This window comes from Actinomycetota bacterium (genome assembly GCA_030774015.1).
Classification (GTDB): domain Bacteria; phylum Actinomycetota; class UBA4738; order UBA4738; family JACQTL01; genus JALYLZ01.
On record JALYLZ010000172.1, the window covers coordinates 1 to 21,159 of the forward strand.

Consider the following 21,159-nt stretch of genomic DNA (forward strand, 5'->3'; position numbering starts at 1 on the left):
CATCTGGCTCGAGGTCATCGCCTCGGCCGGCCGGTTCGACCCCCGCCGCGGCCGAGCGGTGCCCTGGCTCCTGGGCGTGGCCGCGAACGTGACCGCGTCCGACGCCCGGCGGCGGGCCCGCGAGCGGGAAGCGGCGGCTCGACTGTCGGGGCGGCGCGTGCTGGACGAGGACGACGTGGCCCGCCTGGAGCGCGCCATCGACGCCGCAGCCATCGCGCCGGAGGCCCGGAGCGCGATCGCCGGCCTTCCTCCGGGAGAGCGGGCCATGGTCGAACTGGTGGCGTTGGAAGGCCTGACACCGGACGAGGCCGCTCGCGCCCTGGGCGTTCGTCCGGCCGCGGCCCGGATGCGGCTGGCCCGGGCCCGCCGGAAGCTTCGCGAAGAGCTCGGTGATCCATCGGACAGGGCGGTTGCGCTGCGCCGCACGGAGAAGGTGATCCCATGACCGGCTCGGATGTCATGCACAGGGAGCTCGGGGGCTTCGAGGCTCGGCTCCTTCCGGTGCTGCTGGAAGCGGTCGAAGATCGGGCGTCCTCGGCTGCGGGGGGTGCTTCCTCACCCGGGCGCGGCCCGCGCGTGCGGCGCAGGATCGTCGTTCGGGCCGCGACCCTCGCCGTGGCGGCCGTCGTCGGGGCCGTGGTAGCGGCGAACACGCTGGCGGCGGGCGCGGACACGGTGCAGGTCCGAGCGACGGATGCCATTCGGGATCCGGTTTCCGTCGAGCAACAGCTGCGGGAGCAGGGCGTCGACGCGACCATCCTGGTGGTGCCGGTCCCGGCCGACGTGGCGGGGACCTGGTGGGACCTCTACTTCGCGCCCCGAACCAACGTGGATCCCGAGGAGTGGTCCAGGCTGCTGGCCCAGGTCGGGGAGGGGATCGACCCGGGGCTTCCGCCCGATGTCTACGACCAGATCCTGGACCGCGGCCGGAACGTGTATCACCATGAGGTCCTCGACATCCCGAAGGACGTCCACGGGCCCCTGACGCTGATCGCGGGCCGGGCGCAGCGTCCCGGCGAGTCGCTCACGGGACTGGGCGGCGAGCTCTCGCCGGCGGGCGCGTTCTGGTGCATGGGGCTTGAGCGCTTGGACCCGTCGGACGCCGGCCGCGCCATCCAGGGCCTCGGGTATGGCGTGCGCTTCTACTACAACCCGCAGCCGTTGGCGCCCGTGGGCGTGGATCCCGCGGGGGATGGGTACGTGGACTCACCTCCGCCCGGATCGGCCATCACCGACGCATGGTTCGCGACGCCCACCGAGGTGGTGGTCGACCTCGTCCCCGCCGACCAGGCCGACGCCGTCCGCGCCGAGACGGGCACGCCCACGCCGGGCTCGACGCCGCCGCCCTGGGGCCCCGACTGCAAGGGAACCTGACCGGGCTGGCGGCGCACCGCCGTTCGGACGGACGCAGTTCCTTGAGCTCGTTCCCCGCCTTTCGAGGAACGGGGCGAGGCTCAAGCACGCGCAGGAAGAAGGTCGAGCGCTGCCCCCTCGCTGGTCCGGAGCACCGAGAAGTGCCGCCGGTCCAAGGTCGCCACCTTGGGCTCACCGAGGGCCTCGCAGGTGACGAACACGGCAGCGTCGACGAACCCGAGCGGGAAGTCGCTGTATTTCGCCTGGAGCCTGGCCGCGCGCAAGACGAGTGTCGGCGTCAAGGCGAACGCGTCGAACGCACCTTCCGCGATCTGCTCACAGAAACTCAGCCATGTCTCGACGGGCGCGGTCTTCCGAATCAAGAAATCAACCTCCACCAGCACCGGATCGGGAATGAGCAGATGCTCGGTCGCGGACTCCAGCAGCTGCTTGCAGGCGTGGTGAGCGGGATCGTCTCCGACGAGGGCCGCGATGAGGACCCCGGAGTCTAGGACGAGCGCCACGCTGCCGTCTCGTCTTCCACAGGAGCCTCTGGGTGGTCGCCGATCCATTCGGACCACGGCCGGCCATCCGGGGCAGTCCCGGCCGTGGGGACGAGGGGAAGCCGGGGCCGGAGGCGTTCCTGGTGAGGAGTCCGGTCGCCCCATGCCGTGAGGCCGAACGTGTTGGGGGCGACCCTCCGGAACGTCTGGGAGTGGCGCGGCAGCCTCGCGGCGAGCTGGTAGTTGATCTGGTCGGGCCTGGCTGCCCTGGATCGAGGATGCCGCCATCCCCGCGCCTTGATCCGCACACCGAGCTCCTGGACGTGCATCGGCCTCCCCTCTTCCTGAAGCACTCGCCTGGCCGCCTCGTGCAATGAAAGTCCCGCCAAGCTGGGGTCGTCCTTCGAGGTCCGAGCGCGGCGTTGTCCAGACGCCTCAGAGGGGTCGCGGGCCTCCCAGACCCCGAACGTGCGTCCGTACCCGAGTTCCCAGAGCGGATCGGCTCCGAAGAGGCGGCGGGCGCGGCCCTCGAGCCGGATGACCTCGGTCAACAGCCTGCCGGCCTGCGCGACACGCTCTTCTTCCTCAGCGGTCTTGGCGGAGGATGTCTCGATGAAGCTCTCCAGGGCTTCCCTGAGTTGCATCTTCAACTCCTTTACTATCTCAGAGTTGCAATAATCGTCCGACCGGGAGAGCGATGTCAACCCCTTTCCTGGGGCTCGGGTGCTCGACGAGGAAGCGTCCGGCCGGTACCATTCCGTCATGGAACCATCGGACGCCTGCCCTTCCCCGGGCGGGCGTTTCGCGTATCGGGGCATTTCGGACACGGCGAGAGCGAGGTAGAGAGGCCATGGAGATCGAGATCGGCACGGGCAAGACGGCCAGGCGGGCGTACGGGTTCGACGAGGTCGCGATCGTTCCGTCCCGGCGGACCAGGGACCCCGACGACGTCGACATCTCGTGGGAGATCGACGCCTACCAGTTCGACCTCCCCATGATGGCCTCGGCCATGGACGGGGTGGTCTCGCCGGCGACCGCCGTCCAGGTGGGGCGGCTGGGCGGGCTGGCCGTGCTGAACCTCGAGGGCCTGTGGACGCGCTACGAGGACCCCGAGCCGGTGCTCGAGGAGATCGCGTCGCTGTCCGACGACAAGGCCACCCGGCGGATGCAGGAGCTGTACCAGGAGCCCTTGAAGGCGGAGCTCATCGGCCGGCGGATCGCCGAGATCAAGGCCGGCGGGGTGGTCGCGGCGGCCTCGGTCACGCCGCAGCGGACCCGCCGATACGCGGACCTCCTGCTCCAGGCCGAGCTGGACATCCTGGTGATCCAGGGAACGGTGGTCTCCGCGGAGCACGTGTCCACCCGGTCCGAGCCGCTGAACCTGAAGGAGTTCATCGCCTCCTACGACCTTCCGGTGATCGTGGGCGGCTGCGCCTCGTTCTCCACGGCGCTGCACCTCATGCGGACCGGCGCGGTGGGCGTGCTGGTGGGGGTGGGGCCGGGCGCGGCGTGCACGACTCGGGGCGTGATCGGGGTGGGCGTTCCCCAGGCCACCGCCATCGCCGACGCCGCCGCCGCCCGGATGCAGCACATGCACGAGACCGGCCGGTACTGCCACGTCATCGCGGACGGCGGGATGCGCACCGGCGGCGACATCGCCAAGGCCATCGCCTGCGGGGCGGACGCCGTGATGATCGGCTCGCCGCTCACCCGGGCGTACGAGGCGCCGGGCCGGGGCTTCCACTGGGGCATGGCCACGTTCCACCCACAGCTGCCCCGCGGCGCCCGCGTGTCGACGCGTCAGGTGGCCTCGCTCGAGGAGATCCTGGTGGGCCCGGCGCATGAGAACGACGGCACGCTCAACCTGTTCGGGGCGCTTCGGATGTCCATGGCCACGACCGGCTACGCGAACGTGAAGGAGTTCCAGAAGGCGGAGCTGGTCATCGCGCCGGCCATCAAGTCCGAGGGGAAGACCTATCAGAAGGCCCAGGGCGTGGGGATGGCGTGACCGCGTGACCCCGCCCGCCCCGCGCCCCGTCCTGGTCCTCGACTTCGGGGCGCAGTACGCGCAGCTCATCGCCCGGCGGGTCCGGGAGTGCCACGTGTACTCCGAGATCGTGCCGTTCGACACCTCCCCGGCCGATCTGGCCGCCCGCCGTCCATCCGGGCTGATCCTGTCCGGAGGCCCTGCGTCGGTGTACGAGGACGGCGCGCCGGGCATCGACCCGGACGTGTTCCGGCTGGGTGTCCCGGTCCTGGGGATCTGCTACGGGCTCCAGCTCATGGCGAAATCGCTGGGCGGGGAGGTGGCAGCGACGGGGGCCCGCGAGTACGGCCGGACCGAGCTTCGGGTGGACTCGCCGGGCGTGCTGATCGCCGACCTCGCCGACCGGGAGACCGTGTGGATGAGCCACGGCGACGCGGTGACGCGCGCTCCGGACGGGTTCCGGGTCACCGCCCGCACCGACGCCACGCCGGTGGCCGCCATGGAGGACCCGGAACGCGGCATGTACGCGGTCCAGTTCCACCCCGAGGTGGCCCACACCCGCCGCGGCCTGGACGTGATGAAGCGGTTCCTCTACGACGGGTGCGGGCTGCTCCCCGAGTGGACGCCGGCCAACGTCATCGAGCGCGGTGTCGAGCGGATCCGCCAGCAGGTCGGCGACGCCGAGGTGCTGTGCGCGCTGTCGGGCGGTGTCGACTCCGCCGTGGCCGCGCTGCTGGTGTACAAGGCCCTCGGGGACCGTCTGACCTGCGTGTTCGTGGACACTGGGCTCCTGCGGGAGGGCGAGCCGGACCAGGTGGAGGACACGTTCGCCCGGCACTTCCGCGTCCCGCTGGTGCACGTGAAGGCGGCGGACCGGTTCCTGGAGAAGCTGGCCGGGGTGACCGACCCCGAGGACAAGCGTAAGCGGATCGGCGAGGAGTTCATCCGGGTGTTCGAGGAGGTCGCACGCGAGCACCGCGGCGCGCGGTTCCTGGTGCAGGGCACGCTGTACCCGGACGTGATCGAGAGCGGTTCGCGGACCGCGGCGCGGATCAAGAGCCATCACAACGTGGGGGGCCTGCCGGAGGTCATGGACCTCGAGCTGGTGGAGCCGCTTCGGGACCTGTTCAAGGACGAGGTCCGCAAGGTCGGCGAGGAGCTGGGCCTCCCTGAGGAGATCGTGTGGCGCCAGCCGTTCCCGGGCCCGGGGTTGGCCGTGCGGATCGTCGGCGAGATCACGGCGGAGCGGCTCTCGCTGGTCCGGGCCGCGGACGCCATCCTGCGGGAGGAGGTCCGCCGGGCCGGGCTCGACCGAGAGCTGTGGCAGTACTACGCGGCGCTGCTGGCCGGCGTGCGGAGCGTTGGCGTGATGGGCGACGGCCGGACCTACCAGCATCCCGTGGTGATCCGGGCCGTGACCAGCGAGGACGCCATGACCGCGGACTGGGCCCGGCTCCCCTACGACCTGCTCGAACGCGTGGCCAGTCGGGTCATCGCGGAGGTCCCTGGCGTCAACCGCGTCGTCTACGACGTCAGCAGCAAGCCCCCCGCCACCATCGAGTGGGAGTGACCGGGGGCCGCCTCCCGGTCGGAGGCGGCGGGGCGTGAGCAGCTGGGTCGACGTCGAGGCCGCCGAACCGGACTTCTCCTCGCGAGTTCGCTCCCTGTTCGACGCCCGCAAGCACAAGACCATCGCCACGCTGCGCCGGGACGGGTCGCCGCGCATCAGCGGCATCGAGGTCGAGTTCTCGGAGGGCGAGGTGTGGCTGGGGATGATGCCGGACTCCGTGAAGTCGCGAGACCTGCGACGGGACCCCCGCCTCGCGCTGCACAGCGCGTCGGAGGACCCACCGGAGGACGACCCCAGCCGGTGGCCGGGAGACGCGAAGATCTCCGGCGTCGCCGTGGAGGCGCCGAACCCGCAGGGCCCAGGTCCGCCTGCGAACCGGTTTCGGATCGACATCCGGGAGATCGTGCTGACTCGCGTGGGCGAGCCGGCCGACCACCTCGTCATCGAGTCGTGGCACCCCGACCGTGGCCTGGAGCGACGGCACCGCCGGTAGCGGCGAGCACGGTCTTCGCGCACGAAGGGCTCACCGGTCGGATCGTGGCCCCGCGTCCAACGACAGCACCTCGAAGGTCCGGGGGGCGACCCGCTCTTCGGCCCGGCACGTCAGGAAGACCGGATCGGCGGAACCCGGCCCGACACGAGCCGTGTGCACGGCGCCGTCGCCGTCCCGGAACGTAACCTGGACCGACCCGTCCGGGTGGCGGGAGGGCCGCGCCGGCAGGAGGTCCTCCACCCCTGCCAGCCCGAGGTGAGCGCGAAGGGCCTGTTCCGCGGTCTGGACGTCGACGGGCCACGAGCTCCGGCCGCGATACCGCGTGAGGTCCAGGCGCCCGCGTTCGTACGCCCGGGCGATGGCCGGCGCCTCGTCCGGCTCCACCCAGCCGAAATAGACGCCGTGGGGAAAGCAGACCACGTTCCCGGCGAACCGATCGCCGCCGATGTGCGAGCACTCCCACGTCCGGTCGGGGAACTCCCCGGCCAGGGCGCGGAACAGCGGCCGCCCGCGCTCGGCGCAGCACACGTCGTGGCGGCCGTTCGTGCACACCAGGAACAGCGGCCCGTCGAAGGGCTCGCCGAGACCTACGGGCTCCCCGGCATGGAGCGGCGCGAGGTCCAGGTCGAGCAGCGAGGCGGGATCGTCGATCACCCCGTGGAACAGGACCGGCGAGGTGCGCGTTCCGCCCGTGTGGGCCAGGAACACGTTCACGCCGTTCGGCCTCCGGTCCGGCCGGCGGATCAGGATCACCCGGATCTTCAGGGCGTGGGCCCGCTCGTGGAGCGCGCGAGCGACCGGTGCGGGCAGCCGGCTGTCGCAGAGGGCATCGATGCCCCACGCCCCCGGCTGCTCGAGCAAGAGCCAGTTCCTGACGTGTGAGGCTGTGCCGGCCAGCGGATCGTGACGCAGGCGGGCCTCCACCGAGCACCTGGGCCGGCCGGAGGCGACCGCCCGGCCGGGGTCAGCCAACGATCTCGAGCAGTCCCTCGCGGACCAGGCGTCGTACCAGCACCAGGCGGCTCTCCTCGTCCAGGTACGGCGTCAGGTCACGCACGGCCAGCCGGTCCGCGTCCGCGATGGCGCGCATGGCCGGCTCGGCCCACGCCGGCATCCGCAGCTCCCGGTCGCCGAGGTAGACCGCGAGTTGTTCGTCCTTCGCCTCGAGCACCAGCATCGACCCCGCCCGGCGGGCCACGATGGAATCGTCGGACAGGTTCGGCAGGGCCAGCAGTTGCTGGAGCTGCCCGGCCAGCAGGGGCTGGCGCTTCGTCAGGAACCGCCGGGACAGCCGGCCGGCGATCTCGTCGGCGTCGGCCTTCTCCACCCACCGGGAAAGGGCCTGGAGCCGATCCTCGACTGCCCGGCGGAAGCGCTCCCGGTCCTGGGTGAACCGCAGCGGCAGCGGCTCGGCGAACTCCGGCTCGGTCGCGGCCATGGCCACCGCCTCGTCCAGGACCTGTTGCCACGTCGGGCTCAGGATGCCCACGGTGAGGTGACCCGATGCCGCTCGCTGCGCCGTGGCGGCGTGCGGGAAGCCCTTCGGGATGTACAGGCAGTCGCCGGGCCCCACCTCCGCGTCGACGGCGGGCCGCCGCTCGCCCGCGTCGTCGTCGGGCTCGAACACCTGCCAGGCCTTCGTCCCGAACACCTGGAGCACGAAGACGTCGTGCTCGTCTCGGTGCACGGCCAGCCCCCGGGAGCCCGGCGGTGTGATGTACGCGTTGACCTGCGTGGGATGGCCGAGCTCGATCTCGAGCTCCCGGCAGAATCGTGCCAGCGGGAGCCAGTACCGGTGCACCCCCTGGAGCACGATGGTGGCGCCCCGCTCGAACTCCCGGAAGATCTTCACCGGGTCGGCCATGCCGGAGACGGTCTGGGAGCCGGTGCGGGCCGTCTTGGTCACCGCTGGGGGCGGGAGGGTCTTCCCGTCCTTGACCAGGCGAAACGACGGCAGCCGGATGGCCATCGAGCTGACGATGCGGTCGACGTCGGCCAGCGACAGCAGGTCGTCGAAGCCGTTGGGGTCGCCTCCGGGCCGGTGGAGCGGGCGGCGAGCCCAGGACTCCCTTGCGAACCCGTCGGGGTCGCCGACGCAACGCGAGAGCGCCGTGGTCACGAACGGCCGGCTTCGCTACGAGTCCTGCGAGTCCTGCGAGTCCGCGTCCTCGCCGTCGGCGTCGTCCGAGTCGCTGTCCACGTCGTCGGAGTCGGGGTCGGCGCTGTCGGTGTCCGGGGCATCGGCCTTGTCCGCGGTGTCGGTGGTGTCCGTCTTGTCCGCCGTGTCCGTCGCGTCGCCGCTGTCCACGCCGTCGGTGTCCCGGGTGTCGGTGGTGTCGCTGTCCGCGTCGGTGGTGTCGGTGTCGGGCCCGGGCCGCTCGTCCAGCGTCGCTCCCACCGTGCTGATGTCCTCGTCCCGCAGCGTCCTGGTCTCGTCCGTCACCGCGCCACCTCCTGGTCGTTGGGCTCGGGCCAGTCTATCGTGAGCCCGTACGGCGCTTCGGTGGTCATCACCCGCCAGGCTCCGCCGGGACCAATGACCCATCGAGGAGGGGGCACCTGGCACCTGTCCCCGAAGCCCGTCGAAGCGAGCCTCGCTGGAAACCGGGAACGGACGGGAGGACCCGATGGGGATCGACGCCGGAGCCGGCGCCTCCGTGGCGGCGCTGGTGAATCTGAACGGGAACCCGCACTACATCCACTGGGGCTGGTTCCAGATGTCAGTGGCCAACTTCGTGGTGGTACTGCTGATGGTGGTGGTGTTCGTGCTTGCGATCGTGCTGCCGTTCCCCAGGGGCCGGGACCGATGAGCGTGCCGGGCGAACCCAGGATGTGGACGGAGCGGCTGCGCAGCACGGCTCTTCGGGCCCTGCCGCCTGACCGCCTGCTCCCGGACAGGCAACCGGTGTACGTGGCCTCCTGGATCTACGTGTTCGGCGTGCTGACCATCGCGGCCTTCTCGGCCGTCCTGGTGTCCGGCTCGGTGCTGGCCATCTTCGGCCCCGCATGGTGGCACACCTCGAAGGTCGGGCTCTTCGTGAACAGCCTCCACCTGTGGAGCACCGAGCTGTTCTTCGTCTTCATGGTCATCCACCTGTGGGGCAAGTTCTTCATGGCCGCCTGGAGAGGAAAGCGGGCCCTCACCTGGATCACCGGCGCGGTGGCCTTCGTCGCGTCCATCGGAACCGCTTTCACCGGCTATCTCTCGCAACAGAACTTCGCCTCCCAGTGGATCGCTTCGGAGGGGAAGGACGGCCTCAACTCGGTCGGGATCGGGGCATTCTTCAACGTCCTGAACTTCGGGCAGATGATCATGTGGCACATCCTGCTCCTGCCTCTCGCCCTGGGCGTGCTCATCGTCGCCCACGTGCTGCTGGTGCGGCGCCGCGGCGTGGTGCCGCCGTTCCCGCCGAGGGGACCCGCTCTCGGCGAGATCCCCTCCGAACCTGCCGCCTCGCCCGCGGAGTCCGCGGGTGGGCGATGAGCGTCGCACCGGACGCTGCGAGCCGCAAACGGACGCCGGCGCCCGAGAAAACGTGGGTGGGGGGATACCGCTCCTACGACCTGGTCAAGGAGTTCGTCGCGGCGGTGGTGCTGGTCGCGGTGCTGACCACCGTGCTGGCCGTGCTGTTCGGGTCGCCCGACGAGGCGCCGGTCACCATCGCCCGGTGGTCGCGCGCCGACCCCAAGGACTTCGTGGCCGCTGCCGTGACCGAGCTGAACGGGACCAGCGAGGTCGCCCAGTACGGCCCCCCATACACGGACACGCCGGACGCCGCCCAGAAGATCGGGCCGATCTCCCTCCAGACCATCCCGGGGGTTCGCATCCCGATCGACACGGCGCGGGCGTTCGTGCTGGATCCGCTGCGGGCTGAGGCCGCGGACGATCCCGCCGTGGAGTCTGCCCTGGCCACCTACGAGGGGGCTTCCGTGGATCAGCGGACGAGGTGGACGGACGCCTACGGCAAGGCACTGGACCGGGCTACCTTCTCGAACGGGACGATCTCCATGCCCTCCGGCGACTACGGACCGGTGCAGCCGATCATGCAGCAGCTACTGGGCTTGGCGGCCGGCGGCGGCCTGGACGGCGCGCTGCTGGCGGACACGCAGTTCTACCAGACCGACTTCACCAAGCCGATGCTGTTCATCTCGGGCGGTTCGTACTTCGAGGACCTCGCCGCGAAAGAGCACCTCACAGGGTCGCAGTGGGGCATGATGAACGAGACGGGGAACTACCCGGGCCAGGCGTGGCTGTGGCTGTACACGTTCTGGTACCAGATCCAGCCGTTCAAGGACTCCGGGAACGCAGACGCCGAGATCTGGGTGATCATGATGGTTCTGACCCTCGCGCTGGTCCTGGTGCCGTTCATCCCCGGCGTCCGCTCGCTGCCCCGGAAGATCCCGCTGTACCGGCTCATCTGGCGCGACTACTACCGGAGCGTGGAGCGCCCCCGGAAAGGGACCTGAGTCGCGGCGGGCCACTCCAACGCGTGCGTCGTCGGCACCACCTCCTACAATCGGATCGTGCCGGCGGAGACGCAGTCCCCCCTCCTCGAGTCGCTGAACCCCATCCAGCGAGAGGCGGTCCTCCATACCGAGGGACCCATCCTCATCGTGGCCGGGGCCGGCTCGGGCAAGACCAGGGCGCTCACACACCGGATCGCGTACCTGATCCGCGAGAAAGACGTTTCCCCCTACGAGATCCTGGCCATCACCTTCACCAACAAGGCCGCCCGGGAGATGGCCGACCGGGTGGAGGGGCTGCTGGGGACCCGGATCACCCGCGGGATGTGGATCCTCACCTTCCACTCCACATGCGCCCGGATCCTGCGCCGCGAGCACAACCACCTCGGGCTTCCCTCCACGTTCTCCATCTACGACGAGGGCGACACCGAACGGGTCCTCTCGCTCGTGCTGCGCGACCTGAACATCGACCCCAAGCGGTTCCCGCCGCGGGCCATGTCGGCCGCCATCGGCAAGGCCAAGGACCACCTGTTCTCCGCGGCCGAGTACGTCCAGGCGGCCTCCAACTTCTACGAGCGCACCATCGCGGAGGTGTACCGGGCGTACGAGAAGCGACTCCGCGCCGCCGGCGCCCTCGACTTCGACGACCTCATCGCCGAGACGGCCCGCCTGTTCCGTGACCACCCCGAGGTCCTGGAGCACTACCAGGAGCGGTTCCGCTACATCCTGATCGACGAGTACCAGGACACCAACCGCGCGCAGTACCACCTGGTCAACCTGCTGGCTGCGAAGTACCGGAACCTCTGCGTGGTGGGCGACGCCGACCAGGGCGTGTACTCGTGGCGCGGCGCGACCATCCAGAACCTCCTCGACTTCGAGCGCGACTACCCCGACGCCGAGGTCTTCCTGATGGAGCAGAACTACCGCTCCACCCAGAGCATCCTGGCCGTGGCCAACGCGCTGATCGATCACAACGTGCAGCGCAAGCCGAAGAGCCTGTGGACCGAGGGGCCCGACGGCGAGCTCGGGGTCCGCTACCGCGCGCAGAACGAGCACGAGGAGGCCCTGTTCGTGGCCGAGGAGATCGAGCGGCTGGGCCAGGACGAGCCGTACCGGTACCGCGACGTCGCGGTGTTCTACCGGACCAACGCGCAGAGCCGGGTGCTGGAGGACATCTTCATGCGGGCCGGGCTGCCCTACCGGGTGGTGGGCGGGGTGCGGTTCTACGAGCGCCGCGAGATCAAGGACATCCTGGCCTATCTCCGGCTCCTGGTGAACCCGCAGGACCTGGTGTCGGCCCGCCGGGTCATCAACTCACCGAAGCGGGGGATCGGCGAGGCCACCGTGGGGGCGCTGGAGGCGTTCGCCCAGCAGGAGGGCGTGCCGTTCCTGGAGGCGGCCCGGAGGGTCGAGGAGATCGACGTGCTGGGCCAGCGGGCCAGGGGCGCGGTGTTCGGGTTCGTCCAGGTGATCGACGCGCTCCAGGCCCTGGTGGCCGAGGGGGCCTCGCCCTCGCGCATGGTCGATGCGACGGCGCACGAGTCCGGATACCTGGCCGAGCTGGAGGCCGAGCGAACGGTCGAGGCCGAGGGCCGGATCGAGAACGTGAAGGAGCTGGTCGGCGTGGCGGCCGAGTTCGAGTCCCGGACCGAGGGCTCCGGGGGCTCGGGCACGCTGGCCAACTTCCTGGAGCAGGTGGCCCTGGTCACCGAACAGGACGAGTACGACGACGAGGCCTCCACGGTAACGCTGATGACACTGCACAACGCCAAGGGCCTGGAGTTTCCGGTGGTGTTCATCGTGGGGCTGGAGGACGGCGTGTTCCCGCACTACCGCTCCATGACCGACGCCGCCCAGCTGGAGGAGGAGCGGCGACTGGCCTACGTCGGGATCACGCGAGCCCGGGAGCGGCTGTACCTGTGCCACGCGTGGAGCCGGACCCTGTGGGGCAGCACCAGCTACAATCCGCCGTCGCGGTTCCTGTCGGAGATCCCGAGCGAGCTGCTCCGGATGGTGCAGAAGGAGATGGCTCCGAGGCCGGGCATGGGCGTGGGGAACCGGCCGGAGCCGGAGATCGGCCCCGGCGACACCGTGGTCCACGACCGGTGGGGCGAGGGCGTGGTGCTGGCGGTGTCGGGCGCGGGCTCGGACGCTCGAGCCACCGTGGTGTTCGAGGACGTCGGCGAGAAGCACCTGGCGCTGGCCTACGCACCCCTGAAGCGGGCCTGAGGTGCGGCGCCTGTTCCTGATCGCGGCCGTGCTGCTCCCGTCGCTCGCGATCGGACCGCCCGTCGCCGCCGCGTCCCCGGTCACCTCGTTCACGGCGTGCTCCGTGAAGCCGCACGGGACCAAGTGCACGAACGACGTCATCTACCACCTGGGCGACACCATCCGGCTGCGGGGCCGGGTCAAGCCGTCGCTCGCGGACCTGCGGGCCCAGGTGTGGCGGGAGAAGCCCCAGCAGCAGAAGTTCCACCTCGTGGCGACGGTCCCGATCGGGCCGGGTGGCGGCATGCACTACGTCTGGCCCACGTCGCTTGCCACCGATCCGGGGGAGGCGCAGTACAAGTTCCAGTTCCGGATCCCCGGCCATGGCCGAAGCAACGTGGTCCGCCTGTGGCTGCTGTTCTGACCCGGTGACCGCTGCCGCTATCGCATGAGCAGGACGGCCGCCACGACGATGATCACGCCGGCCACCAGCGGCGCGATCACCCAGCCCACGCCAAGCCTTCCGCGGTAGGGACCGAGGCTGCCGACCTTGGTGGTCGGCTTCAGGCCGGGAGGGCGGAACCGGATCCGTCTGGGCATCAGCCCGAGTATAGGTTCGGGACCCGACGGTCCCCTTGTAAAGGGTTCGGCGTTTTCTGCCACCTTGGATGATGAGCGCGCATGGATGACGTGTCGGTGGCCGAGCGCCACGACCTCGAACAGGTGTACCGGGAGCAGGGTCGGAGGCTGTGGTGGGCGGTGCTGGCGTTCTCGGGCGACCGGGAGATCGCCAGCGACGCGGTGGCCGAGGCGTTCGCGCAGGCCCTGCGGGCGGCGGAGGGGATCCGCGAGCCCGCGAACTGGGTGTGGCGGGTCGCGTTCCGGGTCGCCGCGGCCGAGCTGAAGGGCCGCGGCCGCCGGTCGGACGTCCCGATCGAGGGAAGCTACGAGATGGACCATCGGGCCCGGGAGCTCCTGGCGAGCCTGGCCCGACTGTCGCCCCGACAGCGGAGCGCCATCGCCCTGCACTACTACGGCGGCTACACGGCGCGGGAGATCGGCTCGATGACGGGCTCGGCGGCCGCCACGGTGGCCGTGCACCTGCACCGCGGGCGAAAGCGCCTCCGCGAGATCCTGGAGGAATCCGATGACTGACCTGCGTACTCGCCTGCGAGACATCGAACGCCTCGATCCACCGGAGCTGTGGCCGGACATCGCCACACGAATGCCGGGCGCGTTGCCGCCCCAGCGGCATCGAGGCCGGGTCATGGCCGTGCTGGTGGCCGCGGCGGTGATCGGGGCCGGCGTGGTGGCGCCCCTCACCCTCCTTCGGTCGGATCAGAGCATCGGCACAGGAGGTGAACCCGGGAACCTGATCGCCGTGACCATGGTGAGCGAGGCCATGGAGCCCACGCTCCACGTCGGGGACACGGTGGACGTGGATCCGGACGCATACCAGCCGGTCTCCCCCAGCCCGGGTGACGTGATCGTGTTCGAGAGGCTGCCTGTTCGCGGGGACATCATCGCGTTCCATGTCCCCGACCATCCGGACTTCGTGTTGATCAAGCGCGTGATCGGGCTCCCCGGGGACGTCGTGGAGGAGCGGGACGGCATCATGTACGTGAACGACAGCCCGATTGCGGTCCCGCAGCCCGCGGGGCAGCAGGACAGCCGCACGCTGGGGCCATGGAGGGTCGAAGCCGGCCGTCTGTTCGTGGTGGGGGACAACCTGGTGAACTCGAACGACTCCAGGTTTGCGCTCGGGCAGATCCCGTTCGGGGAGGTCCTCGGCAAGGTGGTGGGCGTCGACACGGCGCTGAGTGGCTCGCCGTCCCCCGCTCCACCAGCACCGGCAATGTCGAATCCGTCACCCCAGCCCAGCCCGGCCGCCACCTCCTGACGGTCTCCGTCCAGGCGTTTCGTCGATCGCCACCCCGCCCTGCTCGAGGGGCGGCTCAATCTCCGGCGCCGGTGGCGCATTCGGGTCGCGTGGGGTACAAGAACGGTGCTCCTATTGTTGACCGGAGGTCGCCCTGGCCGACTCGACCCATCCCGCTTCCTCGCTGGACACTCGGACCCCGCCCGGCCGGGTCACGCAGCCGTCCGGCCGGGACGGATCCACCGCCGGGGAGTCCTCCGGTCCCGAGGCGCGGACGCGCCCCCGGAGCAGGCTCCGTATCGCGCTGCTCGCGGCGGGGGTCCTCACGCTCGCGTTCGTCGCCGTGCTCGCCGACGGGTACTACCAGGCCTACCGGATCGGGCGGAACGTCGAGAGCGCCAACGCGCAGTTCCAGGCGGTGAAGGACCAGATGGCGTCCGGGCAGGTCCCCGATCCGGAGGTGCTCGCGGCGGCGGAACGCACGACACGGGACCTGCGATCGGAGGTGGCGGGAGCCCGGTTCACATTCGGCCTGACCGGTGGGCTGCCGCTCCTGGGCCGGCCCGTGGACGCGGTGCGTCTGGGGGTCGGCGCCGTCGACCAGGCCATGCAGGCCGCCTCCATCGGCGCGGGGATCTTCGATCAGGTGCTCGGTTCCTCCGGAGGCTCGGGCACGGACCTGATCCACAACGGCCGGATCGACGTGCCCGCGCTGACCGCCCTCGCCCCGCGCGTGCGGGAGATCGTGAGCCATCTCCAGGCCGCCATGGCCGACGTCAGGGCCATCCCCCACATCCCGTTCGTCGGTCGCCTGGAAACGCTGAAGACGGAGGTCCTGACCCAATCCTCGGGCATCCTGGCGTCTGCCCATCGGGTCCTGGCCGGCCTGCGGCTGCTCCCGTCGTTCCTGGGGGCGGACCAGCCCAGGAACTACTTCCTGGCGTTCCAGAACAACGCGGACCAGCGCGGCACCGGGGGTGCGGTGCTGGCCTATGCCATCGTGCACATGGACGACGGCAGGATCGAGATCCAGCAGTCCGGCTCCGTCCACCAGTTGGACGATCACCGAAAGCTCCTGCACGTGAGCCTGCCCGCGCCCGTGCGCTGGTACCTGGACGTGACCGGGCGTCCTCCGTTCGTCAACAACGGGATCAATTACTCACCCGATTTTCCGCTCGTGGCCAGCGTGTGGGCCCGGCAGGTCAGCGCCATCACCGGCCGTCGCATCGACGGCGTCATCGCCCTGGACCCGGCCGGGGTGGCGCAGGCACTGACCGGACAGGGATCGTTCAGCGTGCCCGCGTACTCCCAGCCGATCAGCACGGACAACCTGGTGCAGCTCGCCGAGCACGACCAGTATTTCCTGCCGTTGGGACAGCAGGACGCGCTCCCCGGCGAACTCGTGGCCGGCGCGTTCCAGGTTCTCACCAACCCCGTGAATGCGGGCGCCATGGTGAAGAACGTGGGGACCGCGCTGGCGGAAAAGCGCATCCAGATGTGGTCCTCCATCCCCGATCAGCAGAGCCTGCTTCGGACTCTGGGATGGACGGGCGCGCTGTCCCCCGGCCCGGGCGATTACCTCTACGTGGCGACGGAGAAGCGGATCATCGGCAAGGTCGATTACTTCACGCGGCAGTACGTCGTGCACGGCGTCCACATCCGCGCGGATGGGTCCGCCACCATGACCACCCGCGTGACCCTGGAGAACGACACCCCGCCTGGCCAGCCCATCTTCGTGGTGGGGACGTGGGTGCCGTACGCGCTGAACACCTCGATGCTGAACGTGTACGTCCCGGGCCGGGCCGCCCACGCGTCGGCGGAGCCTCCAGTGGCGGTGTTCAACCAGTTGGTGCGTCCCCGGAACCACTTCCTGGTCCACCGGGAGGACGGCGCGCGGGTCCTGACCAAGCAGGTGGAGGCCAGTCCCGGCTACCCGGGCTCGGTGAAGTTCGCCTACGACGTGCCGGACCTGGTCCGGCGCGGCCTGGACGGGTCCTTCGTGTACGTCCTGCACCTCCAGCACCAGCCCATGGCCATCCCGACCATCGTGACGGTCCGGGTGGTGCTCCCGAAGGGTTCGCGGATCGTGGAGCCCGGCGCGGGGTGGACGGTCCACGGACGTGTGGCCACCTACGTCGTGACCCTGACCCGCGACGTGGTCACGCAGTTCTCCTACACGGCGCGGGGTCAATCCGGCAGATGATCGGCCGGGGTCCCATTCCGTTTAGAAGCCAATTGGAGCCGGTATCTATAGACGGTCTTGGGATACCCTGGACGCGTGCGCGCTGAGGCGGGGCCAGGCCAAATGGCAGGTCAATCCGGCCTTCGGGCCGGCAATCAGATGGGACCCGCGACCCTCGAGCCGGCTTTGGCGCACCCTGGTCCCCGTCCAGCCTCCCGCCAGTATCGGGCGCTCGCTGTGGCGGTGGCAGCCACGGAAGCGGTGGTGGTGCTCTCGTCCTTCCTGGGGGCCTTCGCCCTCACCTTCGGCCACGTCACCTGGACTCATGTGGTCTTTTCCGCGGCGGCGGTGATCGCATTTATCGCCGCGTTCGGGATGGCGCACCTGTACGACTTCCGGACCATGTGGCCGGCCGAGGAGCTCCGCCGGATCCTGGTGGTGACCGCGGCGCTGGTGGGGCTGTGCGCGATCGGGGCGACCTGGACCCGGGCCGCCGTGCCGAGGGCGTGGCCGCCGCTCTCGGCCGCCTTCGTGGTGGTGGGGATCCTCGTCACCAGGCGGATCTGGCACTACGTCCTGTTCCTGGGAAGGATGCGGGGCCGGTTCCTGTCCCGGGCGCTCCTGGTCGGTCCGCCCAGCCAGACGGCCCGGCTGGTGCGGTGGATGCGGTCCCCAGCGGAGGGATTCGTCCCCGTCGGGATCGTCCAGACCGATGGAGGGGCCGCTCCGGTGGACGGGGTCCCGGTTGTGGGCGACCTGGAATCCGTGGCCACCGCGATCCGGCGGACCGGGGCGGAAGCCCTGTTCGTCCCGTCCGAGGCCGTCCCCCCGGCGTTCATGTCGGGGTTGCTGCGCACGGCCCGGCTCGAGGGCGTCGCGCTGTGGGTGGTTCCCAACCTCCAGGACATCCTGGTGTCACGGATCGCCCCACGGGCCTTCGGCTCCATCGTGGCGCTCGGGGTCCGTCCGGTCCGCCTGTCCGGCTGGCAGGCGTACATGAAGCGCTCCCTGGACGTCGTGGGCGCCTCGGTGCTGCTCGTCCTGTTCGCCCCGGCGGCCGCGCTCGCGGCCGTGGCCACCCTGGTCGACTCGCCGGGCCCCGTGCTGTTCCGGCAGCTCCGGGCAACCCGAGGCGGACGGCCCTTCACCATGTACAAGTTCCGGACCATGCCGGTGGACGGGGACGACATCCTGGCCCGGCAGGGGATCGACCCGACGTCTCCGTTCTTCAAGCTCGACCGTGACCCCCGGCCGACCCGCCTGGGCCGCTTCCTGCGAAGGACCTCGCTCGACGAGATCCCCCAGCTGGTCAACGTGCTGAAGGGGGACATGAGCCTGGTCGGGCCGAGGCCGCTGCCGATGGACCAGGTCCTTCGAAACGCCGCGGCGCTGGAGACCAGGCACGAGGTCAGGGCCGGGCTCACGGGCTGGTGGCAGATCCGGGGCCGGAGCAAGGTCGACCCGAACGACGCCCTTCGGATGGACGCCTTCTACATCGAGAACTGGTCGCCCGCCCTGGACCTCTACATCCTGCTCAAGACGGTCGGCACGGTGATCCGGGGCACGGGCGCGAGGTAGCCGGTGCGCGAGATGGCGCTGCCACGGTTGCAGGACCACCGGTTCATCCTGGGCACGCGGGTCGACGTCCTGACCTACGCCTCGGCGGCGGACCGGATCGTCGAGTGGGCCCGGAGGCGCGAGTCCCGGATGGTGTGCGTGGCGACCGTGCACACGGTCATGGAAGGCCACGACGATCCCGGGTTCCAGGCGCTCGTCAACGGCGCCGACCTGGTCACGGCGGACGGGATGCCGCTCGTGTGGGGCCTCCGGCGCCTCGGCGAACCGGAGGCCACCAGGGTGTACGGGCCGGACCTCACGCCCGAAGTCCTGGCCCGGGCCGAGGCGGCGCGCATTCCCGTCGGGTTCTACGGCGGCACTCCTCGAACCCTGTCCGCGCTCACCGGGTGGGTGGGGGCGCGGTACCCGGACTTGGAGATCGCCTTCGCCGAGAGCCCGCCGTTCCGCGACCTCTCGGACAGCGAGCGGGCCGCCAGCGCGCAGGCCATCGCCGAGTCCGGCGCCGCCGTGCTCTTCGTGGGCCTGGGATGCCCCAAGCAGGAGCGGTGGATGCATGCCATGCGGGGTGAGGTGCCCACGGTGATGGTCGGGGTCGGCGCGGCCTTCGACTTCCTGACCGGCGAGAAGCCGCAGGCCCCCCGGTGGATGATGGCGTCCGGCCTGGAGTGGGCGTTCCGCCTGGCGTCGGAGCCCCGTCGCCTGTGGCGCCGGTACCTGTACCACAACCCCCGTTTCCTGTGGCTCTTCGGCCGGCAGGTGGTCCATGAGCGGTCCTGACGGGTTCCGGCGCGCGGTCGTCACCGGCGCGGGCGGGTTCATCGGCCACCACATGGCCGGGTACCTCCGCCGCCGCGGTTACTCGGTCCGGGGCGTGGACCTCAAGCGGCCGGAGTTCGAGGCCACCCCAGCCCACGAGTTCCTGGTCCTCGACCTGCGCAGCCCGCGGAGCTGTCGGGAAGCGGTGCGCGGGGTCGAGGAGGTCTATCACCTGGGCGCGGACATGGGGGGAATCGGCTACATCACCAGCTACCACGCCGACGTGGCCCGCAACAACGTCCTCATTGACTCGCACATGCTGGAGGCGGCCAGAGCGGCCGGAGTGGGCCGTTTCTTCTACTCCTCCTCGGCCTGCATCTACCCCCAGTACCGCCAGGGCGAGACGGACGTGGCTCCGCTGAAGGAGGAGGAGGCCTACCCGGCCGACGCGGAGGAAGGGTACGGCTGGGAGAAGCTCTTCGCCGAGCGGCTGTGCCAGTACTACCTCGAGGACCACGGCCTCCAGACCCGGGTCGCGCGGTTCCACAACGTGTACGGCCCGCTGGGCGCGTACGAGGGAGGGCGGGAGAAGGCCCCCGCAGCGATCTGCCGCAAGGTGGCCGCGGCGGCGGACGGCGACGAGATCGAGATCTGGGGAGACGGACGCCAGACCCGCTCGTTCACCTTCGTCGACGACTGCGTGGAGGGCATCTTCCGCATCGCGCAATCCGACCACGGGGCGCCACTGAACCTGGGGTCGGACGAGATGGTCACGATCGACGAGCTGGTGGACCTGGTGTGCTCGATCGGCGGCAAGCGGCTCCGGAAGCGGCACGATCCGTCCAAGCCGCAGGGCGTGCGGGGCCGCAACAGCGACAACTCCCGCCTGCGGGAGGTGCTGGGCTGGGAACCTTCCGTCCCTCTGCGGGACGGCCTCGCGGAGACATACCGATGGGTCCGGTCTCGAGTGGGGCGGCGCTCGCTCTCGGCCCCACGGGTGTCGTGAGCGTGATGCCGGCCCGGTCCCCCGCCGCCGCGGCCTCCCTGCGGCGCCGCCTCGCGTGGGTGGTGGGCGCGGACCTCCCCCCGCCCGAGCGCGCCTTCCACCATGCCTTCGTGGTGGCGATCCTGCTGTGCTGGTCCCCCTTCAAGCTGGCAGCCTACGCGGCCCCCTTCGCCGGGATCGGGGTGTACGTGGCGGAGGCCCGGAACCTCCGGCCCCTGGTGCGGGCGGCGGCGTGGATCGGCGGGTTCGCCGTCCTGGCCGTGGTCCACGCCGTCCTGGTGCCCGGCTTCGTGTGGACCAGCGCTGGTCTCGCCGCCGTCACCTACGGGGTGCTGCTGTTCGTCTGGGCGGTCCCATCGCGGGGCGGTCGCGGCCTGACCGGCCGGATGGCGACCGTGCTGCGCTGGGTGGTGGTGGTGGAGGGCGTCCTCGGGATCGTCCAGGCCCTCTACGGCTTCAACCACACCGGCAGCTTCGACGTGTCCAACGGGGACTATGTCGAGGGGACCATCTCCCCGGGCCTCGGCGCCAGCGGAACATTCGCCAACCCGATGTTCGCCGTGAACATGGCCATGGCGCTGGTGCTCCTGCTTCCGCTGGCCCGGCGGCCCCGGCACTGGGCGGCCATGGCCGTCGGCGGGGTGGCCCTGGTGCTGGCGTCCGTGCTCCATGTCCTCCTGGCCCTGGGGGTGGCCGTCGTGGGCGCGGCGCTGCTGGTTCCTCCTCGGTGGAAGGGTGTGTCCCCGCGAGCCCGGGCGGCCCTGGTCGGCTCCGTCCTGGTGGGGCTCGTCCTGGTGGGCGCGGTCCTGGCCTCGAACGTGCGGACCGCGCCGGCTCTGGCCAGGGCCTTCGCGTCCGGGAACAGCCCCCGGGCCCAGGAGGTGCGCCGCGTCCTCACCGAGATGCCCGGGGCGTATCCCTATCAACCGTTCATCGGGCTCGGCCCCGGGCAGTTCAGCAGCCGGGCCGGCCTCATCGGCACCGGGATGTACTTCGGCGGCATCGACCATCCCCGGGGGCTGCCGCTGCTGCCGGCCGGGATCTCCGGCCCCCAGCGGCGGTTCCTCATGGACCTGTGGCGTGAGGCCGGGGCGATTCCCCACCTCAGCTCGTTCCAGGAGCCGTTCTTCTCCTGGCAGAGCGTGGAGACCGAGCTGGGATGGCCCGGCCTGCTGGGCGT

Annotated in this window: 23 protein-coding genes; 17 read left to right on the plus strand and 6 right to left on the minus strand. The window is 70.7% G+C overall.

Annotation, left to right across the window (positions count from 1 at the left end):
- Together M3Q23_16845 and M3Q23_16850 are read left to right on the plus strand one after the other, a co-directional pair.
- The coding region (locus M3Q23_16845; protein ID MDP9343721.1) for a sigma-70 family RNA polymerase sigma factor at nucleotides 1-445 on the plus strand (445 nt) is incomplete at its 5' end.
- Entirely contained in the window at nucleotides 442-1,374 is a 933-nt protein-coding gene (locus M3Q23_16850; GenBank protein ID MDP9343722.1) for a hypothetical protein, read from the plus strand. The genes M3Q23_16845 and M3Q23_16850, both read left to right, overlap by 4 nt.
- Nucleotides 1,375-1,454: 80 nt before the next feature.
- Here M3Q23_16850 and M3Q23_16855 read toward each other — a convergent pair whose 3' ends face one another.
- Both M3Q23_16855 and M3Q23_16860 read right to left on the minus strand, forming a co-directional pair.
- Nucleotides 1,455-1,877 (minus strand): PIN domain-containing protein, encoded by a 423-nt coding sequence (locus M3Q23_16855; GenBank protein MDP9343723.1) that lies wholly within the window; start codon nucleotides 1,875-1,877, stop codon nucleotides 1,455-1,457.
- Nucleotides 1,862-2,560 (minus strand): winged helix-turn-helix domain-containing protein, encoded by a 699-nt coding sequence (locus M3Q23_16860; GenBank protein ID MDP9343724.1) that lies wholly within the window; start codon nucleotides 2,558-2,560, stop codon nucleotides 1,862-1,864. Before M3Q23_16860 ends, M3Q23_16855 begins: the two co-directional genes overlap by 16 nt.
- Before the next feature lie 146 nt (nucleotides 2,561-2,706).
- On the opposite strand from M3Q23_16860, the gene M3Q23_16865 reads away from it, so the two are divergent.
- The 3 genes from M3Q23_16865 to M3Q23_16875 are packed head-to-tail and all read left to right on the plus strand — an operon-like array spanning nucleotide 2,707 to nucleotide 5,906.
- Nucleotides 2,707-3,864, plus strand: a complete 1,158-nt coding sequence (locus M3Q23_16865; protein ID MDP9343725.1) for a GuaB3 family IMP dehydrogenase-related protein — start codon at nucleotides 2,707-2,709, stop codon at nucleotides 3,862-3,864.
- A 4-nt stretch (nucleotides 3,865-3,868) separates the two neighbouring features.
- Complete coding sequence (gene guaA / locus M3Q23_16870) at nucleotides 3,869-5,413, plus strand: glutamine-hydrolyzing GMP synthase (GenBank protein ID MDP9343726.1); 1,545 nt, start codon at nucleotides 3,869-3,871, stop codon at nucleotides 5,411-5,413.
- Between the two features lie 34 nt (nucleotides 5,414-5,447).
- Nucleotides 5,448-5,906 (plus strand): pyridoxamine 5'-phosphate oxidase family protein, encoded by a 459-nt coding sequence (locus tag M3Q23_16875; protein MDP9343727.1) that lies wholly within the window; start codon nucleotides 5,448-5,450, stop codon nucleotides 5,904-5,906.
- 30 nt (nucleotides 5,907-5,936) lie between these two features.
- On the opposite strand, the gene M3Q23_16880 is transcribed toward M3Q23_16875, so the two are convergent.
- The 3 genes from M3Q23_16880 to M3Q23_16890 form a co-directional block, all read right to left on the minus strand.
- Nucleotides 5,937-6,767 (minus strand): sucrase ferredoxin, encoded by an 831-nt coding sequence (locus M3Q23_16880; protein MDP9343728.1) that lies wholly within the window; start codon nucleotides 6,765-6,767, stop codon nucleotides 5,937-5,939.
- Between the two features lie 103 nt (nucleotides 6,768-6,870).
- Nucleotides 6,871-8,025, minus strand: a complete 1,155-nt coding sequence (locus M3Q23_16885; GenBank protein MDP9343729.1) for a cupin domain-containing protein — start codon at nucleotides 8,023-8,025, stop codon at nucleotides 6,871-6,873.
- 15 nt (nucleotides 8,026-8,040) lie between these two features.
- Nucleotides 8,041-8,349 carry a hypothetical protein gene (locus M3Q23_16890; GenBank protein MDP9343730.1) on the minus strand — a complete coding sequence of 103 codons (309 nt, stop codon included), beginning with the start codon at nucleotides 8,347-8,349 and terminating at the stop codon, nucleotides 8,041-8,043.
- A 184-nt stretch (nucleotides 8,350-8,533) separates the two neighbouring features.
- On the opposite strand from M3Q23_16890, the gene M3Q23_16895 reads away from it, so the two are divergent.
- From M3Q23_16895 to M3Q23_16915, 5 genes are read left to right on the plus strand one after another with little or no spacing between them, the layout of a single operon-like run.
- A complete protein-coding gene (locus tag M3Q23_16895) occupies nucleotides 8,534-8,716 on the plus strand; it encodes a hypothetical protein (GenBank protein MDP9343731.1) in 183 nt (60 codons plus the stop codon).
- On the plus strand, nucleotides 8,713-9,390 hold the full coding sequence (locus tag M3Q23_16900) for a cytochrome b N-terminal domain-containing protein (protein MDP9343732.1): 678 nt from the start codon (nucleotides 8,713-8,715) through the stop codon (nucleotides 9,388-9,390). The genes M3Q23_16895 and M3Q23_16900 overlap by 4 nt, the downstream gene beginning before the upstream one ends.
- A 56-nt stretch (nucleotides 9,391-9,446) precedes the next feature.
- Nucleotides 9,447-10,373, plus strand: coding sequence for a hypothetical protein (locus tag M3Q23_16905; GenBank protein MDP9343733.1), 927 nt, complete (start codon nucleotides 9,447-9,449; stop codon nucleotides 10,371-10,373).
- A gap of 57 nt (nucleotides 10,374-10,430) precedes the next feature.
- Nucleotides 10,431-12,599, plus strand: a complete 2,169-nt coding sequence (pcrA, locus tag M3Q23_16910; GenBank protein MDP9343734.1) for a DNA helicase PcrA — start codon at nucleotides 10,431-10,433, stop codon at nucleotides 12,597-12,599.
- Between the two features lies 1 nt (nucleotide 12,600).
- Nucleotides 12,601-13,002, plus strand: a complete 402-nt coding sequence (locus tag M3Q23_16915; GenBank protein ID MDP9343735.1) for a hypothetical protein — start codon at nucleotides 12,601-12,603, stop codon at nucleotides 13,000-13,002.
- A 17-nt stretch (nucleotides 13,003-13,019) separates the two neighbouring features.
- Here M3Q23_16915 and M3Q23_16920 read toward each other — a convergent pair whose 3' ends face one another.
- Entirely contained in the window at nucleotides 13,020-13,178 is a 159-nt protein-coding gene (locus M3Q23_16920; GenBank protein MDP9343736.1) for a hypothetical protein, read from the minus strand.
- An 81-nt stretch (nucleotides 13,179-13,259) separates the two neighbouring features.
- On the opposite strand from M3Q23_16920, the gene M3Q23_16925 reads away from it, so the two are divergent.
- The 7 genes from M3Q23_16925 to M3Q23_16955 form a co-directional block, all read left to right on the plus strand.
- Nucleotides 13,260-13,733, plus strand: coding sequence for an RNA polymerase sigma factor (locus M3Q23_16925; GenBank protein MDP9343737.1), 474 nt, complete (start codon nucleotides 13,260-13,262; stop codon nucleotides 13,731-13,733).
- Nucleotides 13,726-14,478 (plus strand): signal peptidase I, encoded by a 753-nt coding sequence (gene lepB / locus M3Q23_16930; GenBank protein ID MDP9343738.1) that lies wholly within the window; start codon nucleotides 13,726-13,728, stop codon nucleotides 14,476-14,478. Before M3Q23_16925 ends, lepB begins: the two co-directional genes overlap by 8 nt.
- Nucleotides 14,479-14,800: 322 nt before the next feature.
- Nucleotides 14,801-16,660, plus strand: coding sequence for a DUF4012 domain-containing protein (locus tag M3Q23_16935; GenBank protein MDP9343739.1), 1,860 nt, complete (start codon nucleotides 14,801-14,803; stop codon nucleotides 16,658-16,660).
- Between the two features lie 222 nt (nucleotides 16,661-16,882).
- Nucleotides 16,883-18,217: a sugar transferase gene (locus M3Q23_16940; protein MDP9343740.1), complete on the plus strand. Its 1,335-nt coding sequence runs from the start codon at nucleotides 16,883-16,885 to the stop codon at nucleotides 18,215-18,217.
- A gap of 12 nt (nucleotides 18,218-18,229) precedes the next feature.
- Nucleotides 18,230-18,994, plus strand: a complete 765-nt coding sequence (locus tag M3Q23_16945) for a WecB/TagA/CpsF family glycosyltransferase (GenBank protein ID MDP9343741.1) — start codon at nucleotides 18,230-18,232, stop codon at nucleotides 18,992-18,994.
- The gene (locus tag M3Q23_16950; protein MDP9343742.1) at nucleotides 18,981-19,979 is read left to right on the plus strand and encodes an NAD-dependent epimerase/dehydratase family protein; all 999 of its coding nucleotides are present in this window, start codon (nucleotides 18,981-18,983) and stop codon (nucleotides 19,977-19,979) included. Before M3Q23_16945 ends, M3Q23_16950 begins: the two co-directional genes overlap by 14 nt.
- Nucleotides 19,976-21,159: hypothetical protein (locus M3Q23_16955; protein MDP9343743.1), on the plus strand; the 1,184-nt coding region annotated here is incomplete at its 3' end. The genes M3Q23_16950 and M3Q23_16955, both read left to right, overlap by 4 nt.